A 20,816-nucleotide genomic window follows, 5' to 3' on the forward strand; every position below is an offset into this window, starting at 1 on the left:
AAGCTAACAGACAGAAGGCGTGCTGTCCCGAGTGCGCGAACGGTTGCTGGAAACGGATGAAAGAGGCCGGCAGGCGGAGTAGGATGGCGCGAAGCGGTAAATGAGGTAACGAGGATTTCTATGTCAGACACGCTCAATTCAGTCCCCAAGGCGGTCGAGATCGTCAAGCGGGCCAACTGCTTCCAGGGCTTCTACAAGCTCGACAAGGTGCACCTGCGCCACGAACTGTTTGCCGGGGGCATGGGCCGCGAGATCAGCCGCGAACTGTTCGTGCGTCATGATGCGGTCTGTGTGCTGCCTTATGACCCGCTACGCGATGAAGTGGTGTTGATCGAGCAGTTTCGTGTCGGCGCCCTCGACAAGGTCGCCAACCCGTGGCTGATCGAGATGGTCGCCGGGCTGATCGACAAGGACGAGCAGCCTGAAGAGGTTGCACACCGCGAGGCAGAAGAAGAGGCCGGCCTGACCTTCAGCGCCTTGTGGCCGATGACCCGCTACTTCCCGTCGCCCGGTGGCAGTGACGAATACGTCCATCTGTTCCTTGGGCGTTGCACCAGCGAGGGCGCGGGCGGCCTGCATGGCCTGGAAGAAGAGGGCGAGGACATCCGCGTGCGCGTCTGGTCGTTCGAAGATGCCTTGCAGGCGGTGCGTGACGGCCGTATCTGCAACGCTGCGACGATCATTGGCCTGCAGTGGCTGGCGCTCAACAGAGACGAAGTTCGAGGTATGTGGAAGTGAACCTGCTGCGCGAGCGATATCGGGTCGACCTGGTCGGGCTGCAAGCAGCCTGCGAGGCCAACTACGCCCGCTTGATGCGCTTGTTGCCTGACATGCGCACCACCCAGAGCTCGCGTCGCATCGGCATGACCCAGGGCGATCAGATGCTCGGTGTGCTGGTGCTCGATGTGGTGCTGGCCTGCCCGTATACCACCACGCTGCACGTGCGCCAGGAACACAGCTTGCCATGGCTGCCGGTGCCGCACCTGGAGGTTCAGGTGTACCACGATGCGCGCATGGCCGAGGTGGTCAGCGCCGAGCACGCGCGGCGCCTGCGCAGTATCTACCCGTACCCCAATGCAGGCATGCACCAGCCCGATGAAAAGGCGCAGCTCAACCTGTTCCTCGGCGAGTGGCTGAGCCACTGCCTGGCCTGTGGTCACGAATTGGCAAGCGTTCGCTGAAATGTGATGTGCGTCGGCTTCGGGTGTTTGCTCGCACCCGTTGCACAGCCATAATTCGTGCTGAATCCGTTCGAGGAGACGGCCGTTGCCGCACCTAGACCCAACCCACCCCGTGCATGTGGTGCAACTCACCGATGCCCACCTGTTCGCCGACCCGGCCGGCACCCTGCTGGGTCTCAACACCCGGGACAGTCTGCGCCATGTGGTTGCCCAGGTGCAGCGCGAGCAACCGGCCATCGACCTGCTGCTGTGCACGGGGGACCTTTCCCAGGACGCCAGCGTGGCGTCGTATGAAGCGTTCCGCGAGCTGACCGCAGGGTTTGGCGTAGCGACGCGCTGGTTGCCGGGCAACCATGACGAAGCCAGGGTGATGGCCGACATCGCGCAAGGCACGGACCTGGTGCAAGCGGTTACCGATATCGGTGGCTGGCGCATCGTGATGCTCGATTCTGCGGTGGCCGGCGCGACCCATGGCCTGCTCGAAGAGGCTCAGCTGAGCCTGCTTGAGGGTGCATTGAAGACGGCGGGCGAACGCCATTGCCTGGTGTGCTTCCATCATCAGCCGGTGGACATCGGCTGCGCCTGGATCGCCCCGATCGGCCTGCGCAATGCCCAGGCGCTGTTCGGCATCGTCGAACGTTATCCACAGGTGCGCGGGCTGCTTTGGGGGCATGTCCACCAGCCGTGGGATGAAATGCGCGAGGGGTTGCGCTTGCTGGCCACGCCGTCTACCTGCATTCAGTTCGCGGCGCACAGCGAGGACTTCAAGGTGAGCGAGGAACAGCCGGGCTATCGCTGGCTGCGTCTGCACGCCGACGGGCGGTTGGAGACTGGTGTAGAGCGGGCGCGGGACTTCGACGTGAAGCTGGACTTCGACAGCCCGGGGTATTGACGGCCTTGGGGCTGCTGCGCAGCGGCCCCTCAGGTTGCCGAAGAAATTGTTGCGAAAACCCCGCCGCTGCGTCAAAACCCGGCGAACGCGCTACACTGCGCGTCCCTGCGCCTGCCAGATTGGGCGCGAAGCCACAGATTCCGGGGGCAGCATGTCGGGTTCCATCCTCTATATCCATGGCTTCAACAGCTCGCCGCTGTCGAAGAAGGCGCGCCAGCTCGAGGCCGTCATGCAGCAGCTGGGGTTGTCCGAGCAATTGCGCGTACCGGCCTTGCACCATCACCCGCGCCAGGCCATTGCCCAACTGCAAGGCGCTATCGCGGAGTTGGGCGCGCCCCTGCTGGTCGGCAGTTCGCTCGGCGGCTACTATGCCACCTATCTGGCCGAGCGCCATGGCCTCAAGGCCCTGCTGATCAACCCGGCAGTGGCACCGCACCGGTTGTTCGATGGCTACCTCGGCACCCAGCGCAACCTCTACACCGATGAGGCCTGGGAGCTGACTCACGATCACGTGCAGGCCCTGGCCGAGCTGGAAGTGCCCGCCCCCGTGGATGCCAACCGCTATCAAGTGTGGTTGCAGACCGCCGATGAAACCCTGGACTATCGCCACGCCGAGCGCTATTACCGTGCTTGTGCCCTGCGTATCCAGGCCGGTGGCGACCACAGCTTCCAGGGCTTCGTCGAGCACTTGCCGGCGATGCTGGCCTTCGCCGGTGTTGCCCCCAGTTTGTATGCGGCGCTCGACTTTTCTGTGCTCTGACTTTTGTACTCTGACCTTTTGCATTCACCTGACTGACGACGAGACCCCATGGCCAATCCCAGCGCTAGCGCCTATAACGCAGACGCCATCGAAGTCCTCTCGGGCCTTGATCCGGTCCGCAAGCGACCGGGCATGTACACCGATACCAGCCGACCGAACCACTTGGCCCAGGAGGTCATCGACAACAGCGTCGACGAAGCCCTGGCCGGTCACGCCCGTTCGGTGCAGGTCATCCTCCACGCCGACCACTCGCTGGAAGTCAGCGACGACGGCCGCGGCATGCCGGTGGACATTCACCCGGAAGAAGGCGTGTCCGGGGTCGAGCTGATCCTTACCAAGCTGCACGCCGGCGGCAAGTTCTCCAACAAGAACTACCAGTTCTCCGGCGGCCTGCACGGCGTGGGTATTTCGGTGGTCAACGCCCTGTCGACCCAGGTGCGCGTGCGCGTCAAGCGTGACGGCAACGAGTACCAGATGACCTTCGCCGATGGCTTCAAGGCCAGTGAGCTGGAAGTGGTCGGCTCGGTCGGCAAGCGCAATACCGGCACCAGCGTGTACTTCAGCCCCGACCCGAAGTATTTCGATTCGCCTAAATTCTCCATCAGCCGCCTCAAGCATGTGCTCAAGGCCAAGGCCGTTCTGTGCCCGGGCCTGCTGGTCAGTTTCGAGGACAAGGGCAGCGGCGAGAAGGTCGAGTGGCACTACGAGGACGGCCTGCGTTCGTACCTGGTCGACTCGGTCAGCGAGTACCTGCGCCTGCCGGACGAGCCGTTCTGCGGCAGCCTGGCTGGCAACAAGGAAGCCGTGGACTGGGCCTTGCTGTGGCTGCCCGAAGGCGGTGACAGCGTTCAGGAAAGCTACGTCAACCTGATCCCTACCGCCCAGGGCGGCACCCACGTCAACGGTCTGCGCCAGGGCCTGCTGGATGCCATGCGCGAGTTCTGCGAATTCCGCAACCTGCTGCCGCGCGGCGTCAAGCTGGCGCCGGAAGACGTCTGGGAGCGCATCACCTTCGTGCTTTCGATGAAGATGCAGGAGCCGCAGTTCTCCGGGCAGACCAAAGAGCGTCTGTCGTCCCGCGAGGCGGCCGCGTTTGTTTCCGGTGTGGTCAAGGACGCCTTCAGCCTGTGGCTCAACGCCCACCCCGAGCTGGGCATGCAGTTGGCTGAACTGGCCATCAGCAACGCCGGCCGTCGTCTCAAGGCCAGCAAGAAGGTCGAACGCAAACGCATCACCCAGGGCCCGGCGCTGCCAGGCAAGCTGGCGGATTGCGCAGGCCAGGACCCGATGCGCGCCGAGCTGTTCCTGGTCGAGGGTGACTCGGCCGGTGGCTCGGCCAAGCAGGCGCGGGACAAGGAGTTCCAGGCGATCCTGCCGCTGCGCGGCAAGATCCTCAACACCTGGGAAGTGGACGGCGGCGAAGTCCTGGCCAGCCAGGAGGTGCACAACATTGCCGTGGCCATCGGCGTCGACCCCGGCGCCGCCGACCTGTCGCAACTGCGCTATGGCAAAATTTGCATCCTCGCCGACGCCGACTCCGACGGCTTGCACATCGCCACCTTGCTGTGCGCGCTGTTCGTTCAGCACTTCCGCCCCCTGGTGGAGGCCGGCCATGTCTACGTGGCCATGCCGCCGCTGTACCGCATCGACCTGGGCAAGGAAATCTACTACGCCCTCGACGAAGCCGAGCGTGATGGCATCCTCGACCGCCTGGTGGCCGAGAAGAAGCGCGGCAAGCCGCAAGTCACGCGCTTCAAAGGCCTGGGCGAGATGAACCCGCCACAGCTGCGCGAAACCACCATGGACCCGAACACCCGGCGCCTGGTGCAGCTGACCCTGGAAGACGTCGAGGCCACCTGCGAGCTGATGGACAAGCTGCTGGCCAAGAAGCGCGCCGGTGATCGCAAGAGCTGGCTGGAAACCAAAGGCAACCTGGCCGAGGTCATGGTTTGATTCGGCTGCTACTTGCCACTTGCCTTGCACTGTTTGCCTTGCCGAGTTTGGCGGGCAACTGGCCGCAGTTGAAGATGGCCGCCGAGCACCCGATCGAGGGTATGCGCGGCGGCAACCTGTCTGGCCTGGCCCAGTGCCGAGGCGGGCTATGGGGCGTTTCCGACCGTGACGACGACCGCGTTTACCGGTTCGATCAACAAAATGCCGTGTGGCGCGCTCAACCGCTGACCTTCAACCCGCCGCCGGTACCGGAGAGCGGTTTGCCGTGGGGGCTGAAGTCGCGCAACTGGGCGGCGTCCTATGTCCGCGGTGGTGAACTGGACTTCGAAGGCATCACCTGTGACCAGGCCGGTAACCTTTATCTGGTCAGTGAGGCCCACGCTGCTGTCTTGCAGGTCCCCGTCGAAGGCGAGCCGGACTGGTTGAAGATCGACTCGGCCATGGTACGACAGGCCCGGGCCAGCGGCATGCTGCTGAACTTCAATGCCTTGTTCGAAGGCTTGGCGATCAACCCGGCGGGCGACCGCATCTGGCTTGCCGCCGAGCGCGAGCGCCGGGGGCTGGTGGCGATCGAGCGCCAGCAATCGGTATGGACGTGCGGGCGCAGCTGCGTGCTGCTGAGCGAGGCCGGGGTCGAGATGCAACCGCCGCAGATGCCCAACGCGCGCGCGCTGTCGCGTGACTTCGCCGACCTGGCCTGGTTCGAGGGCAAGCTGTTTACCCTTGAGCGTAACGCCTACCGCATCTGTCGCCGCGACGCCGACAGCGGCAAGGTCGAGCGTTGCTGGTCGTTTGCCGCCGATGCGCTGGTGGATGCTCGCCGCTATGATCAGCCGTTCGGCCTGGCAGAAGCCCTGGTGATCGACGCCAAAGGCGCCTGGATTGGCCTGGACAACAACAATGGCCGCCGCGCCGATGGCGAGGTGCGGCCGATTGTCTGGCGCTTCGAAGCGCCAGAGGGCGGTTGGAGCGCCAAACCATGAGCCAGGCACCGGGCAAGCGTGCTGGCAAGGTACTGATGATCGTCGCCTGGGCGGCGGCGCTGTTCCTTGCCACGCGCTTTTTCGGTCAATGGGAAGATAGCCAGCGCAATCCCAATGCCCAGGTGCGCTCCGAGCACGGCGAAGGCTTTATCGAGGTGCGCCTGCTGAGCAATGGCCAGGGGCATTTCGTGGTGGATGGCGCGATCAATGGCCAGGCGGTGCATTTCATGCTCGACACCGGGGCCACGGACGTGGCGATCCCCGAGGCCCTGGCCAGCGAGCTGGACCTGGCGCGAGGCAGCCCGGTGCTGCTCAGCACCGCAAATGGCCGCACCGAAGGCTACCGCACCCGTTTGAATACCCTGCAACTGGGCGATATCCGTTTACAGGGCGTGCGCGCAACCGTGGTGCCAGGCCTGGACGGCCAGACCGTGCTGCTGGGCATGAGCGCCCTGAAACAGCTTGAATTTACCCAGCGCGGCGGCACCATGCTGTTGCGCCAGAACCTGAAATGACGAGGCCCGCATGAGCGACCCACTGGAACTCAGCCTCGACGGCGTCGAACGCCGCTCGCTGGCTGACTTCACCGAACAGGCCTACCTCAACTACTCCATGTACGTGATCATGGACCGGGCCCTGCCGCACATCGGCGACGGCCTGAAGCCGGTGCAGCGACGCATCATCTACGCCATGAGCGAGTTGGGGCTCGATGCCGATGCCAAGCACAAGAAGTCGGCGCGTACCGTCGGTGACGTGCTCGGCAAGTTCCACCCCCACGGCGACTCGGCCTGCTACGAAGCCATGGTGTTGATGGCGCAGCCGTTCAGCTACCGCTACACCCTGGTCGATGGCCAGGGCAACTGGGGTGCACCGGACGATCCGAAGTCGTTCGCTGCCATGCGTTACACCGAGGCGCGCCTGTCGCGCTACGCCGAAGTGTTGCTCAACGAAGTGGGCCAAGGCACCGTGGACTGGGTGCCGAACTTCGACGGCACCCTGCAGGAGCCCGCAGTACTGCCGGCGCGCCTGCCCAACATCCTGCTCAACGGCACCACCGGCATCGCCGTGGGCATGGCCACCGACGTGCCGCCGCACAACCTGCGTGAAGTGGCCAGTGCCTGCGTGCGCCTGCTGGACGAGCCCAAGGCTACCATCGAGCAGTTGTGCGAGCATATCCAGGGCCCGGACTACCCGACTGAAGCCGAAATCATCACGCCCCGCGCCGAGATCCTGAAAATCTACGAAAGCGGCCGCGGCTCGATCCGCATGCGTGCCGTTTATCGCGTCGAAGACGGCGACGTGGTGGTCACCGCGCTGCCGCACCAGGTCTCCGGGGCCAAGGTGCTGGAGCAGATCGCCGCCCAGATGCAGGCGAAGAAGCTGCCGATGGTGGCCGACCTGCGTGACGAGTCGGACCACGAGAACCCGTGCCGTATCGTCATCATCCCGCGCTCCAACCGGGTGGATGCCGACGAGCTGATGCAGCACCTGTTCGCCACCACCGACCTGGAAAGCAGCTACCGGGTCAACGTCAACATCATCGGCCTGGACGGCCGGCCGCAGTTGAAGAACCTGCGAGCACTGTTGCTGGAGTGGCTGGAGTTTCGTACCAACACCGTCCGCCGCCGCCTGCAGCACCGCCTGGACAAGGTGCAGAGGCGCCTGCACCTGCTCGAAGGCTTGCTGACTGCCTTCCTCAACCTGGATGAAGTGATTCATATCATCCGCACCGAGGAGCATCCCAAGCAGGCGCTGATCGAGCGTTTCGAGCTGACCGAAATCCAGGCTGACTACATCCTCGAGACCCGCCTGCGGCAGCTGGCGCGCCTTGAAGAGATGAAAATTCGCGGCGAGCAGGACGAACTGCTCAAGGAGCAGGCCAAGCTGCAGGCCCTGCTCGGCAGCGACGCCAAACTGCGCAAGCTGGTGCGCAGCGAGCTGATCAAGGACGCCGAAACCTACGGCGACGACCGCCGCTCGCCGATCGTCGAGCGTGCAGAAGCCAAGGCGCTGTCGGAAAACGAGCTGATGCCGACCGAGCCGGTCACCGTTGTGCTGTCGGAAAAGGGCTGGGTGCGCTGCGCCAAGGGCCACGACATCGACGCCACCGGCCTTTCGTACAAAGCTGGCGATGGCTTCAAGGCTGCAGCCGCCGGGCGCTCCAACCAGTTTGCCGTATTGATCGACTCCACTGGCCGCAGCTACTCGGTGGCCGCGCATACCTTGCCGTCGGCGCGGGGGCAGGGCGAGCCGCTGACGGGCCGCCTGGCGCCGCCACCTGGGGCGACCTTCGAGTGTGTGCTGCTACCTGAGGACGATGCGCTGTATGTGGTGGCGTCGGATGCCGGTTACGGCTTCGTGGTCAAGGGCGAAGACTTGCAGGCCAAGAACAAGGCCGGTAAAGGCCTGCTCAGCCTGCCCAATGGGGCCAAGGTCATGACCCCGCGCCCGGTGGCCAACCGCGAGCAGGACTGGCTGGCGGCAGTCACCACCGAGGGCCGGCTGCTGGTGTTCAAGGTCAGCGACTTGCCGCAGTTGGGCAAAGGCAAGGGCAACAAGATCATCGGCGTGCCTGGCGATCGGGTGGCCAGTCGTGAAGAATTTGTCACCGACCTTGCGGTAATCCCTGAAGGCGCGACCCTTGTATTGCAAGCCGGCAAGCGTACGCTATCGCTGAAAGCGGACGATCTGGAGCACTACAAGGGCGAACGGGGCCGGCGCGGCAGCAAGCTGCCACGCGGCTTCCAGCGCGTCGATGGGTTGCAGGTGGAAGGCCCGGCGTAAGCTGCTGAAATGTCTGGAACGGCAATTTCAAGGCCGTTCCGGGCAGAAATGCTGGAGTCGGACAGCTATTTCGCGGATGATATGGCCCTTGCGGTGCCGGCGTGGCCGTGTGCCCGATTGAATCTACATGAGTATCACTGCGGTCTGCCTGTGGCGACCGCCTGGATGGGATGATGAAACTTCTGCGCCTTCCATTTGCGCTGTTGATGACGGGCCTTCTGGGGCTGGGCGGATGCAGCATGCATCAGCCTGTGGCCTTGTACCAGCTCGACAGCGGTGATCCTGGCCAGCCGTCGCAAAGCGCGGGCATGGCCGTGGTGCTCGGCCCGGTATCGGTTGCCGATTACCTGCAACGCGAGACGTTCCTGCAGCGTCAGGCCGATGGCAGCCTGAGTTCGGCGACCGACGGTCGTTGGGCCGGCAGCCTCTCGTCGGACATTGACCAGTTGCTGGTTCGCCAGCTGGCCTGGCGGCTGGATAGCCAGCGCGTGGTGCTGGCCCCGGCGACCACTGGTTTCAGCCCGGACGTGCAAGTGTTGCTGTCGATTACCCGCCTGGACTCGGGCAAGGACCAACCGGCGATTCTGGACGCCCAATGGCGCCTGCTCGACCGTCGTGGCCATGTGCGTGACAACCGCATCGTTCACCTCGAGCAGCAGCATGAGGGCAGCGAAGCGTCGCAGGTGCAGGCTCAAGGGCAACTGCTGCAAAAGCTGGCCGAACAGCTGAGCACGGCGGTCAAGCCGCTGGCCAATCAGCCAGCCATTGCCGAAGAGGCGCCGAAAAAGCCCGCTGCGCCGGTACAGGTCAAGAAGGCACCCGAGAAGTCCAAGATCCCGATGGCTTCGCCGATTCGTACCGATATGGAAGTCTATCGGTTCTGATGGTTCCGCCAGATACAGAAAAGCCCGCATCGATGCGGGCTTTTTTGTATCTGCTGCACGATCCTTTGTAGGAGCGGCCTTTGTGTCAGGCCCGGCGCTCGTGCATCCGCGCCAATTGCCGCTCCAGCATCGACGGATACGGCTCCATCAACCGCTCTACACAGCAAGCGCCTTCCGGGCTGGCAATCGGGCGAATCCGCGCGCGCTGACGAATCAGCGCGTCATCACTGATCTGGCGCTCCACCAGCAGTAGGTTACGGCTGTGCTGCGACAGCGCCAGGGCATCCTGGGCTTTTTCTGCCATCAGCAGGTCGACCAGCTCCAACCCTTGCAGGTCGTTACCCAGTGCCAGGCCCAGTTGCAGTTGCAGGGTAATGCCGCTGTCGGCCACCTCGATCTGCAAGGCATGGCCCAGTGCACGCAGCAATTCGCCACAGCAGATCGCATTGGTCAGGTAGTCCTCGCCACAGTCGCGGCTGTGGAACAGCACCAAGGTGCTGCCGTCGTTGAGCGTGTGGGTTTCACCGTCATACAGCGAAGCGGCTTGCTCCAGGCAGTCGCGGTAGCGCTCCAATAATTCGGTCAGGCGCGTGCGCGGCAGGCGGCGCAGCTGCTCCTGGGAGCCGAGCTGAACGGCCAGTACGGCGCTGTTCTGCGGCTCGTCCGAATCGTATGGCACAGGCTTGGGCGCGCTTTCGTCGTTGTCCAGCAGCCCGGCAAAGGCATCGTCGTCCTCTTCGTCAGCCTGGGCGACAACCTTGGCGCGCGGCGCAGTCTTAGGGGCCGGCGCGTGATCGTGCAGGTCGTCGAAGTCGTCTTCGTCGTCCTCTTCTTCCGGCTCTGGCTCAGGTGGCGGCGGCGGAGCCAGGCGAGTGTGCAGCTGGCGGGCAATATCGCCGATCTCGTCCTGGCGGTCGGTGGCCGGCGTATAGGGCTGCGGGTCGCGCAGCCACACCCGCAACTGCAGCAGCGGTGTGGTGATATGGCGCGCCTGGCGCAGGCTCAGGCTCAGCGCCAGGGCCAGCAGGATGGCGGCGAGGATGCCCATGCTCTGCAGGCTGATCAGCATCGGCTGCTGGAACTGGCTCATGTCCAGGCTGATGCGCAGTTGCCCTGCCGTGACGTCCTGGAAGGTGATCTTGGTCTGGTACAGGCCTTCGGCTTCGCCCAGCAGGCTGTTGCGCGGGCGCTGGCCGGCCTCGGCAAGGATGCGGTTGTCCACGCTGTAGATGGCCGCATGGGCCACCAGCGGGTTTTTCACCAGGTTGCCCAGCAGCACGTTGAGGCTGAGGATGTCGTTGGACACCAACAGCTCGGTGGCCGACGTGGCCGTCTGCGTGGTCAGGCTCTGGCCGAGCGCGTCGGCCTGCTCGTGCATGGCCTGCTTGAACTGCAGGCCCATCACACAGGCATAGATGACCAGCGCCAGTGCCACCAGGAATATGTTGGTGCAGGCGATGCGTAGCGCCAGAGGGACGCGACGTTGACTCAGGGCACGATAGATCATCAGGAAGAAGTTGTCTGGCTTGACGGGGGTGGGCCGGTTCACAGCGCTCGGCTCTTAATGGCATAAAAGTGTTGGGCAGTATAGCGACACCGGTTTTGTCGGCAAAGCATCGTTCGCGCCCGATGGTCACTGAAAATCGGTAGAATGCGCATTTTTCATCGAAGTCGGAGTCCGGTCTTGCGCGAAATCGTCCTGATCAACATCACAGGTGAAGACCGTCCCGGTCTCACTGCGGCCATCACTGGCGTCCTGCTGCAGGGCGGTGTGAGCATTCTCGACATCGGCCTGGCGGTCATGCACGGCACGTTGTCGTTCGGCATTCTGGTCGATATCCCGGACAACGAAGTGGCCACTCGCCTGCTGCAAAGCGTGCAGGCCAAGGCCCACGAACTGAATCTGCAGGCCCGTTACACGCCGATATCCGAGGCGGATTACCAGCATTGGGCCGATGGCCACGGTGAGGCGCGTCATATCGTCACCCTGCTCAGCCGCAAGATCACCCCTGAGCAGTTGCAGCGCGTCAGTGCGGTCATCAGCCAGTACGGCCTGACCATCGAGCGCATCGAACGCCTGTCCGCCCGCGTGGGGCTGGATGCCGAGACCGAGAAGGGCAAGGCAGCCATCGAGATCTCTGTGCGCGGCGTGCCGAGCGATGCCCAGGCATTGCGTGCAGATTTCTTCGCCCTGGCAGAAGCCTTGAGTGTCGATATCGCTTTCCAGAAGGACGACCTGTTCCGCCGCAACCGCCGCCTGGCGGTATTTGACATGGACTCGACCCTGATCGAGGCCGAAGTCATCGACGAGTTGGCCAAGGCCGCTGGCGTTGGCGAGCAGGTGGCAGCGATCACCGAGCGGGCGATGCGGGGCGAGCTGGACTTCCGCGCCAGCTTCAAGGAACGCATGGCGTTGCTCAAAGGCCTGGATGTAGGGGTGCTGGATGAGATCGGTGCGTCGCTACGCCTGACCGAAGGTGCCGAGAACCTGTTCGCCGAGCTCAAGCGCCTGGGTTACAAGACTGCGATCCTGTCCGGTGGCTTCACGTACTTCGCCAAGCAGGTGCAGGCGCGCCTGGGTATCGACTATGTGTTCGCCAATGAGCTGGAAGTGGTCGACGGCAAGGTGACCGGCGTTGCCGTGGAGCCGATTGTCGATGCTCAGCGCAAGGCCGAACTGCTGCAGCAACTGGCCCGCGAAGAGGGCTTGCAGCTGGACCAGACCATCGCCGTGGGGGATGGCGCCAACGACCTGCCAATGTTGTCGCTGGCCGGCCTGGGCGTGGCCTTCCGCGCCAAACCGCTGGTGCGTCAATCGGCCAAGCAGGCGATTTCCACCTTGGGGCTGGATGGGGTGCTGTATCTGCTGGGCCTGCGCGACCGCGACGCGCGCGGTTGATCTGAACGACCGGGGCTGCACAGCAGCCCCAGCTTCTACAAGGCGATCAAGCCTGCGCAGGCGCTGCCAACTGCTGGCCCATGCGCACTGCCGACCCGGCACCCAGGCTTTCAGCCCACTTCACCTGCTCTGGCCCGAACAGCACGATGGCGGTCGAGCCCAGTTTGAAGCGGCCCAGCTCGGCACCTTTTTCCAGGTGGATCGGCGCACGGCTGGCTTCGTCGTAACGGAAGGTCTTCAACTCACGCTTGGGCGGCGTTACCAGGCCGGCCCAGACCGTCTCGATCGAAGCAACAATCATCGCACCTACCAGCACCACGGCCATCGGGCCGCGTTCGGTGTCGAACAGGCAGACGACGCGCTCGTTACGGGCAAACAGCTCGGGCACGTTTTCGGCCGTGGTTTGGTTCACCGAAAACAGGCGACCCGGTACATACACCATCTCGCGCAGGGTGCCGGCCAGCGGCATGTGCACGCGGTGGTAATCCTTCGGCGACAGGTAAATGGTGGCGAATTCGCCGCCCATGAACGGCGCGGCCAGGGCCGGGTCGCCACCCAGCAGCTCCAGGGCGCTGTAGCCGTGGCCCTTGGCCTGGAAGATGCGGCCGTGCTCGATCGGGCCTAGCTGGCTGACAGCACCGTCGGCCGGGCACAGGATGGCACCGGGGGTTTCGTCCAGCGGGCGGGCGCCGGGCTTCAAGGCGCGGGTGAAGAACGCGTTGAAGTGCTCGTAAGCGCTCAAGTCCTCGACCAGGGCCTCGGACATGTTCACCTGGTAGCGCTTGGCAAACCAGGCGGTGAAGGCGTTTTTGAACCAGCGTGCACGGCACTCGGCAATGCAGCCGGCCAGCCGCGACAGCAGGTGGTGCGGCAGCAGGTACTGGCTGATGATGAACAAACGGGATTTCATGCAGGTTCCTTAAACTTCAACAGGCGTGTCCGGGTGGTTGCCCCATTCGCTCCATGAGCCAGCGTAGGCCTTGACGCGTGGGTAACCGAGGGCTTTGGCCACCAGGTAGGTGAAACCGGAGCGGCGGTGGCTCTGACAATGGGTGATCACTTCCTTGTCGGGCGTGATGCCCAGCTTTTGCAGGACTTCGGCGATGTCGTGGCGGATGCGCAAGTGGTCGTTGAGGTCCATGCCGGCCGTCCACTCGAAATTGACCGCGCCGGGGATGTGGCCGCCTTTGGCCGCCAGCACCTTCTCGCCGCTGTACTCCAGCGGGCCGCGGGCGTCCCAGATGACCAGGTCATCGGCGCCCAGGCGGCTTTGCAGGTACTCGCGGGTGGCCGTTGGCTCACTGTGCACCTGCAGGCGCACGGTGGCATTGCCGCTTGCCGGCACGTCGGTGCAGAGCGTGTCCGCCGGCCAGGCCTGAATGCCGCCATTGAGGTAGTGGTAGGCCTTGTGGCCGATCACGTCGAGCATCCAGATGAAGCGCCCGGCCCAGCCCCCGCCTTCATCGTCGTAGACCACGTAGACGGCATCGTCGCGATGACCGAGCTCGCTGAACAGTTTTTCCAGGTCGGCCAGTGCCGGCAGCAGGCCCGGCGCTGGTGGCAGGCCCAGCTGGGTGCGCTTGCCTTCGACGAAGCGGGCGCCGGGGATGTGCCCGCTGACATAACGGTTTGCGCTGCTCAGGTCCACCAGGATCAAGTGCGGTGAACCCAGGCGCGGCAAGAGATCCGCGGCTTCGATCACCAGGGGCAGGCCGGAAAAGTCAGTCATCCACGGTCTCCAGTGTGGAAAGAGGGGCGATTGTAGCGCAAGGCTCAGCCCTTGCGGTTGGCAAACACGGACAGCGCGCGCTCGATGCATTGCGCGGTTTTACCAAAGGCTTGCACGCTGATATCGGCCAGGGGGTTGCCGCCTTGGTCGGCCACCGCCAGCATCAGGACCTGGTCGTTGACTGCCAGCGAGCGCAGCAGCAGGTGCTCGCTGCGGAAGAGGGCGCGCAGCGGTGCAGGCAGCAGGGCCGAGAACTGGCCGTGGTTTTCCGGGGTCAGGCGCAGTTGCCCGGCCTTGCTCATCAGTTTTTGCAGCAGCTTGCTTTGCGGCACTTGCAAGGCCATGGCCGCGGCTTCCTTGGGCAGGCCGGCGGTCTGCTGCACGCGCAGGTAGTCGCTCGCCTTGTCCAGGGTCAGCAGCATGATGCGCTGCATGCCGCAGGCCAGCAGGGCCTCGCGGGCCTGGGTGGCCAGGTGCACGGTATTGGTGAACGGGCTTGGCTGCGCCAGCAGGTCCTGGCACAGCGTGCGCCAGCGGTTCAGTTCTTCACTGCTGGGCGGCGGTGGCGCCAGCATGCCTGGGTGGGGGCGGCGTTGCTGCCAGGGCCAGATCAGCGCTTCGGCCGGGTGGAACAGCGCCTGGTGGGCATGGCGCCGGGCGCTGGCCGCCGCTTGTTGGTGAACCTGCTGCTGCACGTCATCCAGCGACGTCTGCAGGTACAGCGCGGTCAGCAACTGCCAGCGCAGCAGGTGCGGGTTGTCCCAGCCCACCTGCGCCGCCAGGGCCAGGCCGTTGGCCAGCAGCACGGTATTGGCCGGCTGGTTGAACCAGCGGCGCAGGCCGGGCTCCTCATCCAGGCGGTGTTGCTGGCTCAGCACGTCCTGATCGCGGGCAATGTTGAACACCTGCGCCAGTTGCTCGCGTTCATCCAGCAACATGCGGTAGCCCTGGGTCACCCATTGCGGCAGGCGCCAGTACTCGGCCATGGTCTGGCACAGCGCCATGATGCGCACACCGAACAGTTCCTGCTCCACCTCGGCGGCTTTCTCACCCTTGTGGATAACCCGCAGCTCCCAGGTGTCGAGCAGCTTCGGGTAGGCCAGGGCCAGCGGCCAGAGCGGGGCGAGGAACAGCAGGCTGCCCCAGTGGATTTCTTGCCACAAGCGCGCCAGGCGGCTGGCGAACAGGCCACTGGCTTGCTGCGAGGCGTGCTGGCTGATCAGCTGGAACTGGCCCAGTACCGGCGGGACCTCGTCGGCTGGCAGCGAGGGCAGGCGCTTGAGCAACTGCTCGATACGCGTCAGGCCCAGCCGGTTCAGGGCAATTTCCAGGCTCTCGGCGGGCTCGGCCTGGCTGGCGTTGGCCGGGTGATTGGCTTCACGCATGACCGAAAGCACCAGTGCCGGGCTATCCTGCATCAGTTCGGCGATATCGCGCAGGGAGCGGCGGCTGTCGTTTATCGCAGCCAATACCCGGTCGTAACTCTGTTTCGGCACAGGTATACGAACACTCTCCAGCAGCTTTACCCAGGCCTCTAACGTACGTGGCGGCTGAGCGGGCACCTTGGTTTCAATTGGCATTTTGACATCAGTCCGAACTGGCTTTTCGCTTTGAGTGGCTATAGTCTGGCGCAGTTCTGCCGATAAGTAGAAGAAGAGTTTTAAAGCTCCCGTCTCTCACCCTGACCACGACAGCAAGTGCTTTGAACCTATGGCTAAAATTATCGGCATCATCGTCGTATTCGCGAGCGTGCTCGGCGGATACGTGCTCTCCCACGGCAAGATCGCGGCGCTGATCCAGCCGTTCGAAGTACTGATCATCGGCGGTGCGGCCTTCGGTGCATTCTTGCAGGCCAACCCTGGCCACATGACCATGCACGTCATCAAGAAGTCGATGAAGATGTTCGGCTCGCGCTTCACCCACGCCTATTACCTGGAGGTGCTGGGCCTGGTGTACGAGATCCTCAACAAAAGCCGTCGTGAAGGCATGATGGCCATCGAGAGTGATATCGAGGACGCTGCGGCCAGCCCGATCTTCGCCAAGTACCCCACCGTACTGGCGGATGAGCGCATGACCGCGTTCGTCTGCGACTACCTGCGCATCATGTCCACCGGCAACATGGCCCCGCACGAGCTCGAAGGCTTGTTCGACATGGAGCTGCTGAGCATGAAGGAAGAGCTCGAACACCCCTCCCATGCGGTGAACGGCATTGCCGACGGCATGCCGGGCTTCGGTATCGTTGCGGCGGTACTCGGCATCGTGGTGACCATGGCCTCGCTCGGCGAAGGCGACCAGGCGGCCATCGGCATGCACGTGGGTGCGGCACTGGTCGGTACTTTCTTCGGTATCCTGGCGGCCTATGGCTTCTTCGGCCCGTTGGCCAAGTGCCTGGAGCACGATGCCAAGGAAGAGATCAACCTGTACGAGTCGATCAAGGCCTCGCTGGTCGCGTCGGCCTCGGGCATGCCACCGTCCCTGGCTGTCGAGTTCGGTCGCAAGGTGCTTTACCCCAAGCATCGCCCAAGTTTTGCCGAGCTGGAACAAGCGGTTCGCGGTCGCTGAGTCATGGAGAACAATCAGCCGATAATCATCAAGCGCGTCAAGCGCTTCGGCGGCGGCCACCATGGCGGCGCCTGGAAAATCGCCTTTGCCGACTTCGCCACGGCGATGATGGCGTTTTTCCTGGTGCTCTGGCTGTTGTCCACAGCCACGCCTGAGCAGAAGATCGCCATTGCCGGCTATTTCAAGGACCCGATCGGCTTTTCCGAGAGTGGCACGCCCTACGTCATCGACCTCGGCGGTTCGCCCGAGATGGCACCGGAAAAAACCATCAACCCTGAAGTGAAGTCCGAGCCGACGCCTGAATCCAGCGTGCAACTGAGCAAGGACCAGGTCGAGACCATGGCCGAGCAGGTCGAACGCGAGCGCCTCGAGCTGTTGCTGCAGGAACTGCAGAACAAGGTCGAGGAAAACCCGCAGCTGCAGAAGTTCAAGGACCAGATTCTGTTCGAGATCACTCAGGACGGCTTGCGTATCCAGATCATGGATGCCGAGAACCGGCCGATGTTCGACATCGGCAGTGCGCGTTTGCAGCCGTATTTCGAGGACATCCTGCTGGCCATGGCCGACACCATCAAGGCGGTGCCGAACAAGATCAGCATCAGTGGCCACACCGATGCCAAGCCGTTTGCCGGCACCGGTGAGTTCGGCAACTGGGAGCTGTCGGCCAACCGTGCCAACGCGGCGCGGCGCGCGCTGGTCGCAGGCGGCTATCCGGACGGGCAGGTGGCCCGGGTGGTGGGCTACGCCTCGTCGTCGTTGTTCGACCGCAAGGACCCGTTCAACCCGGTCAACCGGCGCATCGACATCATCGTGCTGACCAAGAAGGCCCAGCGCAACATCGAGGGTGAGCAGGCCGCGCCCGAAGCGCCGCCGGCCGAGCCCGCAGCACCTGCCGACACCGCCCCCGGCGCCTCGGCCCCGGCTGTGCCAGAGGCCGAGCAGGCACCGATGCAGCCGCGTGAGCTGCGCGAGAAACTAAACATCTTCGAAGATGGGACGCTGAAGATGGACGACGCCAAAGAGCAGTAGCCCCTCGCGCAGCCGCTCCGATAGAGAAACAGTTATCGCATTGATAGCTGTGCCTCTGTGGGGGCGGGCTTGCCCCGCGAACACCGGCGAAGCCGGTGCCAGCCATCACATGGCCGTCAAAACCCCCGGCGGATCTTGGCCTTGAGATCGGCATGAAAGAAATCGGCATTATCCCTGTCAGCACCCAACCCTCGCCCTGGCGGCAGTGGCATGGCCCGCTCGAACGTGCGCTCGTCATGATAGGCCCGCACGAACAGGTCGATATGCGCCCGCTCACGCATGCACGGCCACCTGCCCAGGCATTCCGGTAGTGGCGCTAGTTCTTTGCGATAGAAGCTGATACGGCGGCAGGCCATTGCCGCAGCCCCCAGCAGCCAAGCAGTCCACCAGTCTTCGGCAGCGTCGGCGGGGAGCACCCCGACCCAATGAGTAGCATCGCTCATCTGCTGGCAGAAACTGCCATGCAGGTCATCGCGGGTCTGCCCTTCGCTGTCAAGCTGCACCACTTGGGTAGCGATGCCTTCGAGCAGCAGGCGCTCATTGAGGATGAACGCATCGAGCCGCTCTTCGTGGCGGTAGCTGATAAGAACCGGCATGGCGGTTGCCCTCCCTGATAGAAGGCATGACCATCAGCGAAAGCAGTAGAAGGGGCAATAGATGACGGTAAAACCGGAGCGGTCCTACATGCCCCGGTAATACTTCCTACAAAACAGGCTGATCAGTAGCTGTCTTCCGGCAGGCTGGCGATGATCGAGCGGTAGCTGTTCATGCGCTGCTGCTTGATACGGCCATCGTCCAGTGCCTGGAGCAGTGCGCAGCCTGGCTCGCGGTCATGCTTGCAGTCGCGGAAGCGACAGGTGCCGAACAGGTCGCGAAACTCGATGAAACCGTCTTCCACGTCATCGCGGCTGACATGGCCCAGGCCAAATTCGCGAATGCCCGGCGAGTCGATCAGGTCGCCGCCGTTGGGGAAGTGGTACAGGCGCGCGGTAGTGGTGGTGTGCGTGCCCTGGCCCGACCACTCGGACAGGTCACCGACGCGGGTGTCGGCGGCCGGCAGCAGGCTGTTGACCAGGGACGACTTGCCCACGCCCGACTGGCCGACGAACACGCTGATGTGCCCGTCCAGCATCTGCTGCAGGCGCTGCATGCCATCACCCTGGTGGGCAGAAACCTCCAGCAAGGGGTAGCCGAGGTCGCGATAGACTTCGAGCAGCGCATGCAGGGCCGGGCCGTTCTCGTCGTTGATCAGGTCGGCCTTGTTCAGCAAAAGCAGCGGGCGGATGCCGGCATGCTCGGCGGCTACCAGGTAGCGGTCGATCAGGTTCGGGTGTGGCTCGGGCGCTGGCGCGAAGACGATCACGATCAGGTCGACGTTGGCCGCTACCGGTTTGAGCTGGCCGTGGTTGTTCGGCCGGCACAGCTCGGTGCTGCGCGGCATCTGCGCGACGATCACGCCGATGCCCTGGTTACCTGCACGCCAGACCACACGGTCGCCTGTGACCAGTGCGGGCAGGTTGGCCCGCAGGTGGCAACGGAACACTTGGCCGGCCGTATCGCCGTCCTGGGCCTCGACCTCGACCTGCACACCAAAGTGGGCAATCACCAGGCCCAGTTGTTCTGGCCCCAGGTCGCCGCCCTCCAGTTCCTGCAGCGTGTGCTGCTCGCGTTTGGCGGCGCGAGCGGCGCGCTCGTTCTGGATTTTTTCGATACGCCAGTTTTGGCGACGATTGAGCTGGCGTTTGGCCATGAAGGTTCCGTGCTGGGACAGATTGAAAACGGCAGGCAGTTTAGCACGCCGGGCGCTCGACCATTGGGCTTACCTTTGCGCCGCGCATGCGCCGGCCGCCCCCGCTAGGCTAATATGACGGCCTATACGAGGAGCCCCTGCATGCATAACCCACAGAACCTGATCTGGATCGACCTGGAAATGACCGGCCTGGATCCGGACAGCGACGTCATCATCGAGATGGCCACGATTGTCACCGACAGCGATCTGAACACCTTGGCCGAAGGCCCGGTGATCGCCATTCACCACAGTGACGAAGTGCTGGCGCGCATGGACGAGTGGAACACCCGTACCCACGGCGGCTCGGGCCTGACCCAGCGTGTGCGCGAAAGCCGCGTCAGCATGGCCGAGGCCGAGGCGCAGACCATCGCCTTCCTCGAGCAGTGGGTACCCAAAGGCAAGTCGCCCATCTGCGGCAACAGCATCTGCCAGGACCGCCGTTTCCTTTATCGCCATATGCGCAACCTGGAAAACTACTTCCATTACCGCAACCTCGACGTCTCGACCCTCAAGGAGCTGGCCGCACGCTGGGCGCCGAATGTTCGCGACAGCTTCAAGAAGGGCGGCACCCACCTGGCGCTGGACGATATCCGCGAGTCGATCGCCGAGTTGCGCCACTACCGCGAGCACTTCATCAAGGTGTGAGCCGAAAGGGCGCGGATATTGTGTCTGCGCCCTCTTTTGGTGCCTCGGGCAACTGGTTAGACTGCGCGCCTTTCTCGCACGGACTCGCACCATGTTGTTGATGCTCTACCTCATTGCCATCACCGCTGAAGCCATGACCGGTGCCTTGTCTGCCGGCCGCCGCGGCATGGACTGGTTTGGCGTGGTGCTGATTGCCTGCGTCACCGCCCTGGGCGGTGGCTCGGTGCGTGACGTGCTGCTTGGGCACTACCCGCTGACCTGGGTCAAGCACCCGGAGTACCTGGTACTGACCAGCTGTGCGGCACTGCTGACGATTTTCATCGCACCGATGATGCGCCGCCTGCGTTCATTGTTCCTGGTGCTCGATGCCCTGGGGTTGGTGGCGTTTACCTTGATCGGTTGCATGACGGCGCTGGAGATGGGCCAGGGCATGCTGGTGGCGTCGATCAGCGGGGTGATCACCGGGGTATTTGGTGGGATCTTGCGCGATATCTTCTGTAACGACATCCCGCTGGTGTTCCGCCGGGAGCTGTATGCCAGCGTGTCGTTTGCGGCGGCATGGTTCTATCTGGGCTGCGTGCACTTTCAGCTGCCGGCGGAGCAGGCGACGTTGCTGACCTTGTTTGGCGGGTTTCTGCTGCGTTTGCTGGCGATCAGGTTTCATTGGGAAATGCCCAAGTTTCATTACAACGACCAGCAGTGAGGCGGCCTCGCCCGCCTGACCCC

20 protein-coding genes are annotated in these 20,816 nt (G+C 63.8%); 14 read left to right on the plus strand and 6 right to left on the minus strand.

What is annotated here, in order from left to right:
• Nucleotides 1-120 precede the first annotated feature (120 nt).
• The 9 genes from DJ563_RS23385 to DJ563_RS23425 all read left to right on the plus strand — a co-directional run bounded on the left by DJ563_RS23385 (nucleotide 121) and on the right by DJ563_RS23425 (nucleotide 9,437).
• Complete coding sequence (locus DJ563_RS23385; protein WP_033701837.1) at nucleotides 121-738, plus strand: NUDIX domain-containing protein; 618 nt, start codon at nucleotides 121-123, stop codon at nucleotides 736-738.
• The gene (locus DJ563_RS23390) at nucleotides 729-1,181 is read left to right on the plus strand and encodes a DUF1249 domain-containing protein (RefSeq protein ID WP_027592506.1); all 453 of its coding nucleotides are present in this window, start codon (nucleotides 729-731) and stop codon (nucleotides 1,179-1,181) included. The genes DJ563_RS23385 and DJ563_RS23390 overlap by 10 nt, the downstream gene beginning before the upstream one ends.
• A gap of 85 nt (nucleotides 1,182-1,266) precedes the next feature.
• On the plus strand, nucleotides 1,267-2,073 hold the full coding sequence (gene cpdA, locus DJ563_RS23395; protein ID WP_434518414.1) for a 3',5'-cyclic-AMP phosphodiesterase: 807 nt from the start codon (nucleotides 1,267-1,269) through the stop codon (nucleotides 2,071-2,073).
• Nucleotides 2,074-2,224: 151 nt separating this feature from the next.
• Complete coding sequence (locus DJ563_RS23400) at nucleotides 2,225-2,833, plus strand: YqiA/YcfP family alpha/beta fold hydrolase (RefSeq protein WP_274097550.1); 609 nt, start codon at nucleotides 2,225-2,227, stop codon at nucleotides 2,831-2,833.
• Nucleotides 2,834-2,881: 48 nt separating this feature from the next.
• A complete protein-coding gene (gene parE / locus DJ563_RS23405; RefSeq protein WP_033701834.1) occupies nucleotides 2,882-4,786 on the plus strand; it encodes a DNA topoisomerase IV subunit B in 1,905 nt (634 codons plus the stop codon).
• Nucleotides 4,783-5,769 carry an esterase-like activity of phytase family protein gene (locus DJ563_RS23410; RefSeq protein WP_274097551.1) on the plus strand — a complete coding sequence of 329 codons (987 nt, stop codon included), beginning with the start codon at nucleotides 4,783-4,785 and terminating at the stop codon, nucleotides 5,767-5,769. The genes parE and DJ563_RS23410 overlap by 4 nt, the downstream gene beginning before the upstream one ends.
• Nucleotides 5,766-6,284, plus strand: a complete 519-nt coding sequence (locus DJ563_RS23415; RefSeq protein WP_274097552.1) for a retropepsin-like aspartic protease family protein — start codon at nucleotides 5,766-5,768, stop codon at nucleotides 6,282-6,284. The genes DJ563_RS23410 and DJ563_RS23415 overlap by 4 nt, the downstream gene beginning before the upstream one ends.
• A gap of 10 nt (nucleotides 6,285-6,294) precedes the next feature.
• A complete protein-coding gene (parC, locus tag DJ563_RS23420; protein WP_033701831.1) occupies nucleotides 6,295-8,553 on the plus strand; it encodes a DNA topoisomerase IV subunit A in 2,259 nt (752 codons plus the stop codon).
• Between the two features lie 173 nt (nucleotides 8,554-8,726).
• Entirely contained in the window at nucleotides 8,727-9,437 is a 711-nt protein-coding gene (locus DJ563_RS23425) for a PqiC family protein (protein WP_033701830.1), read from the plus strand.
• 85 nt (nucleotides 9,438-9,522) lie between these two features.
• Here the strand turns inward: DJ563_RS23425 and DJ563_RS23430 are convergent, their stop codons facing one another.
• Complete coding sequence (locus DJ563_RS23430; protein ID WP_434518415.1) at nucleotides 9,523-10,986, minus strand: histidine kinase; 1,464 nt, start codon at nucleotides 10,984-10,986, stop codon at nucleotides 9,523-9,525.
• A gap of 135 nt (nucleotides 10,987-11,121) precedes the next feature.
• Between DJ563_RS23430 and serB the strand changes: the two genes are divergently transcribed.
• Nucleotides 11,122-12,336 (plus strand): phosphoserine phosphatase SerB, encoded by a 1,215-nt coding sequence (gene serB / locus DJ563_RS23435; RefSeq protein WP_274098722.1) that lies wholly within the window; start codon nucleotides 11,122-11,124, stop codon nucleotides 12,334-12,336.
• Nucleotides 12,337-12,382: 46 nt separating this feature from the next.
• Here the strand turns inward: serB and asd are convergent, their stop codons facing one another.
• From asd to DJ563_RS23450, 3 genes are read right to left on the minus strand one after another with little or no spacing between them, the layout of a single operon-like run.
• Complete coding sequence (gene asd, locus DJ563_RS23440; RefSeq protein WP_033701827.1) at nucleotides 12,383-13,246, minus strand: archaetidylserine decarboxylase; 864 nt, start codon at nucleotides 13,244-13,246, stop codon at nucleotides 12,383-12,385.
• Nucleotides 13,247-13,255: 9 nt separating this feature from the next.
• On the minus strand, nucleotides 13,256-14,065 hold the full coding sequence (locus DJ563_RS23445) for a rhodanese-like domain-containing protein (RefSeq protein ID WP_274098723.1): 810 nt from the start codon (nucleotides 14,063-14,065) through the stop codon (nucleotides 13,256-13,258).
• A gap of 44 nt (nucleotides 14,066-14,109) precedes the next feature.
• Entirely contained in the window at nucleotides 14,110-15,645 is a 1,536-nt protein-coding gene (locus tag DJ563_RS23450) for an HDOD domain-containing protein (RefSeq protein ID WP_434518416.1), read from the minus strand.
• Nucleotides 15,646-15,775: 130 nt separating this feature from the next.
• Here DJ563_RS23450 and motA point away from each other — a divergent pair, with 130 nt between their 5' ends.
• Both motA and motB read left to right on the plus strand, forming a co-directional pair.
• The gene (motA, locus tag DJ563_RS23455) at nucleotides 15,776-16,627 is read left to right on the plus strand and encodes a flagellar motor stator protein MotA (protein WP_033701822.1); all 852 of its coding nucleotides are present in this window, start codon (nucleotides 15,776-15,778) and stop codon (nucleotides 16,625-16,627) included.
• Between the two features lie 3 nt (nucleotides 16,628-16,630).
• Nucleotides 16,631-17,656, plus strand: coding sequence for a flagellar motor protein MotB (gene motB / locus DJ563_RS23460; protein ID WP_274098724.1), 1,026 nt, complete (start codon nucleotides 16,631-16,633; stop codon nucleotides 17,654-17,656).
• A 116-nt stretch (nucleotides 17,657-17,772) separates the two neighbouring features.
• Here motB and DJ563_RS23465 read toward each other — a convergent pair whose 3' ends face one another.
• On the minus strand, nucleotides 17,773-18,252 hold the full coding sequence (locus DJ563_RS23465; RefSeq protein WP_274098725.1) for a molecular chaperone Tir: 480 nt from the start codon (nucleotides 18,250-18,252) through the stop codon (nucleotides 17,773-17,775).
• Nucleotides 18,253-18,374: 122 nt separating this feature from the next.
• Nucleotides 18,375-19,406 (minus strand): small ribosomal subunit biogenesis GTPase RsgA, encoded by a 1,032-nt coding sequence (rsgA, locus tag DJ563_RS23470; protein ID WP_186652753.1) that lies wholly within the window; start codon nucleotides 19,404-19,406, stop codon nucleotides 18,375-18,377.
• Nucleotides 19,407-19,547: 141 nt separating this feature from the next.
• On the opposite strand from rsgA, the gene orn reads away from it, so the two are divergent.
• Together orn and DJ563_RS23480 are read left to right on the plus strand one after the other, a co-directional pair.
• On the plus strand, nucleotides 19,548-20,090 hold the full coding sequence (orn, locus tag DJ563_RS23475) for an oligoribonuclease (protein ID WP_033701818.1): 543 nt from the start codon (nucleotides 19,548-19,550) through the stop codon (nucleotides 20,088-20,090).
• Between the two features lie 91 nt (nucleotides 20,091-20,181).
• A complete protein-coding gene (locus DJ563_RS23480; RefSeq protein WP_033701817.1) occupies nucleotides 20,182-20,793 on the plus strand; it encodes a trimeric intracellular cation channel family protein in 612 nt (203 codons plus the stop codon).
• The last annotated feature ends 23 nt before the right edge of the window (nucleotides 20,794-20,816 follow it).

It is taken from the genome of Pseudomonas sp. NFX1, assembly GCF_051123555.1.
GTDB classification, from domain to species: Bacteria; Pseudomonadota; Gammaproteobacteria; order Pseudomonadales; family Pseudomonadaceae; genus Aquipseudomonas; species Aquipseudomonas capeferrum.

Bases quoted from the DNA above. Each gene is read 5' to 3' on its own strand.
- DJ563_RS23480 (WP_033701817.1), top strand. From the start codon at position 20,182: ATGTTGTTGATGCTCTACCTCATTGCCATCACCGCTGAAGCCATGACC.
- orn (WP_033701818.1), top strand. From the start codon at position 19,548: ATGCATAACCCACAGAACCTGATCTGGATCGACCTGGAAATGACCGGC.
- parC (WP_033701831.1), top strand. From the start codon at position 6,295: ATGAGCGACCCACTGGAACTCAGCCTCGACGGCGTCGAACGCCGCTCG.
- asd (WP_033701827.1), bottom strand. From the start codon at position 13,246: ATGAAATCCCGTTTGTTCATCATCAGCCAGTACCTGCTGCCGCACCAC.
- DJ563_RS23385 (WP_033701837.1), top strand. From the start codon at position 121: ATGTCAGACACGCTCAATTCAGTCCCCAAGGCGGTCGAGATCGTCAAG.
- parE (WP_033701834.1), top strand. From the start codon at position 2,882: ATGGCCAATCCCAGCGCTAGCGCCTATAACGCAGACGCCATCGAAGTC.
- DJ563_RS23415 (WP_274097552.1), top strand. From the start codon at position 5,766: ATGAGCCAGGCACCGGGCAAGCGTGCTGGCAAGGTACTGATGATCGTC.
- DJ563_RS23425 (WP_033701830.1), top strand. From the start codon at position 8,727: ATGAAACTTCTGCGCCTTCCATTTGCGCTGTTGATGACGGGCCTTCTG.
- motA (WP_033701822.1), top strand. From the start codon at position 15,776: ATGGCTAAAATTATCGGCATCATCGTCGTATTCGCGAGCGTGCTCGGC.
- DJ563_RS23445 (WP_274098723.1), bottom strand. From the start codon at position 14,065: ATGACTGACTTTTCCGGCCTGCCCCTGGTGATCGAAGCCGCGGATCTC.
- motB (WP_274098724.1), top strand. From the start codon at position 16,631: ATGGAGAACAATCAGCCGATAATCATCAAGCGCGTCAAGCGCTTCGGC.
- rsgA (WP_186652753.1), bottom strand. From the start codon at position 19,406: ATGGCCAAACGCCAGCTCAATCGTCGCCAAAACTGGCGTATCGAAAAA.
- DJ563_RS23450 (WP_434518416.1), bottom strand. From the start codon at position 15,645: ATGCCAATTGAAACCAAGGTGCCCGCTCAGCCGCCACGTACGTTAGAG.
- DJ563_RS23465 (WP_274098725.1), bottom strand. From the start codon at position 18,252: ATGCCGGTTCTTATCAGCTACCGCCACGAAGAGCGGCTCGATGCGTTC.
- DJ563_RS23400 (WP_274097550.1), top strand. From the start codon at position 2,225: ATGTCGGGTTCCATCCTCTATATCCATGGCTTCAACAGCTCGCCGCTG.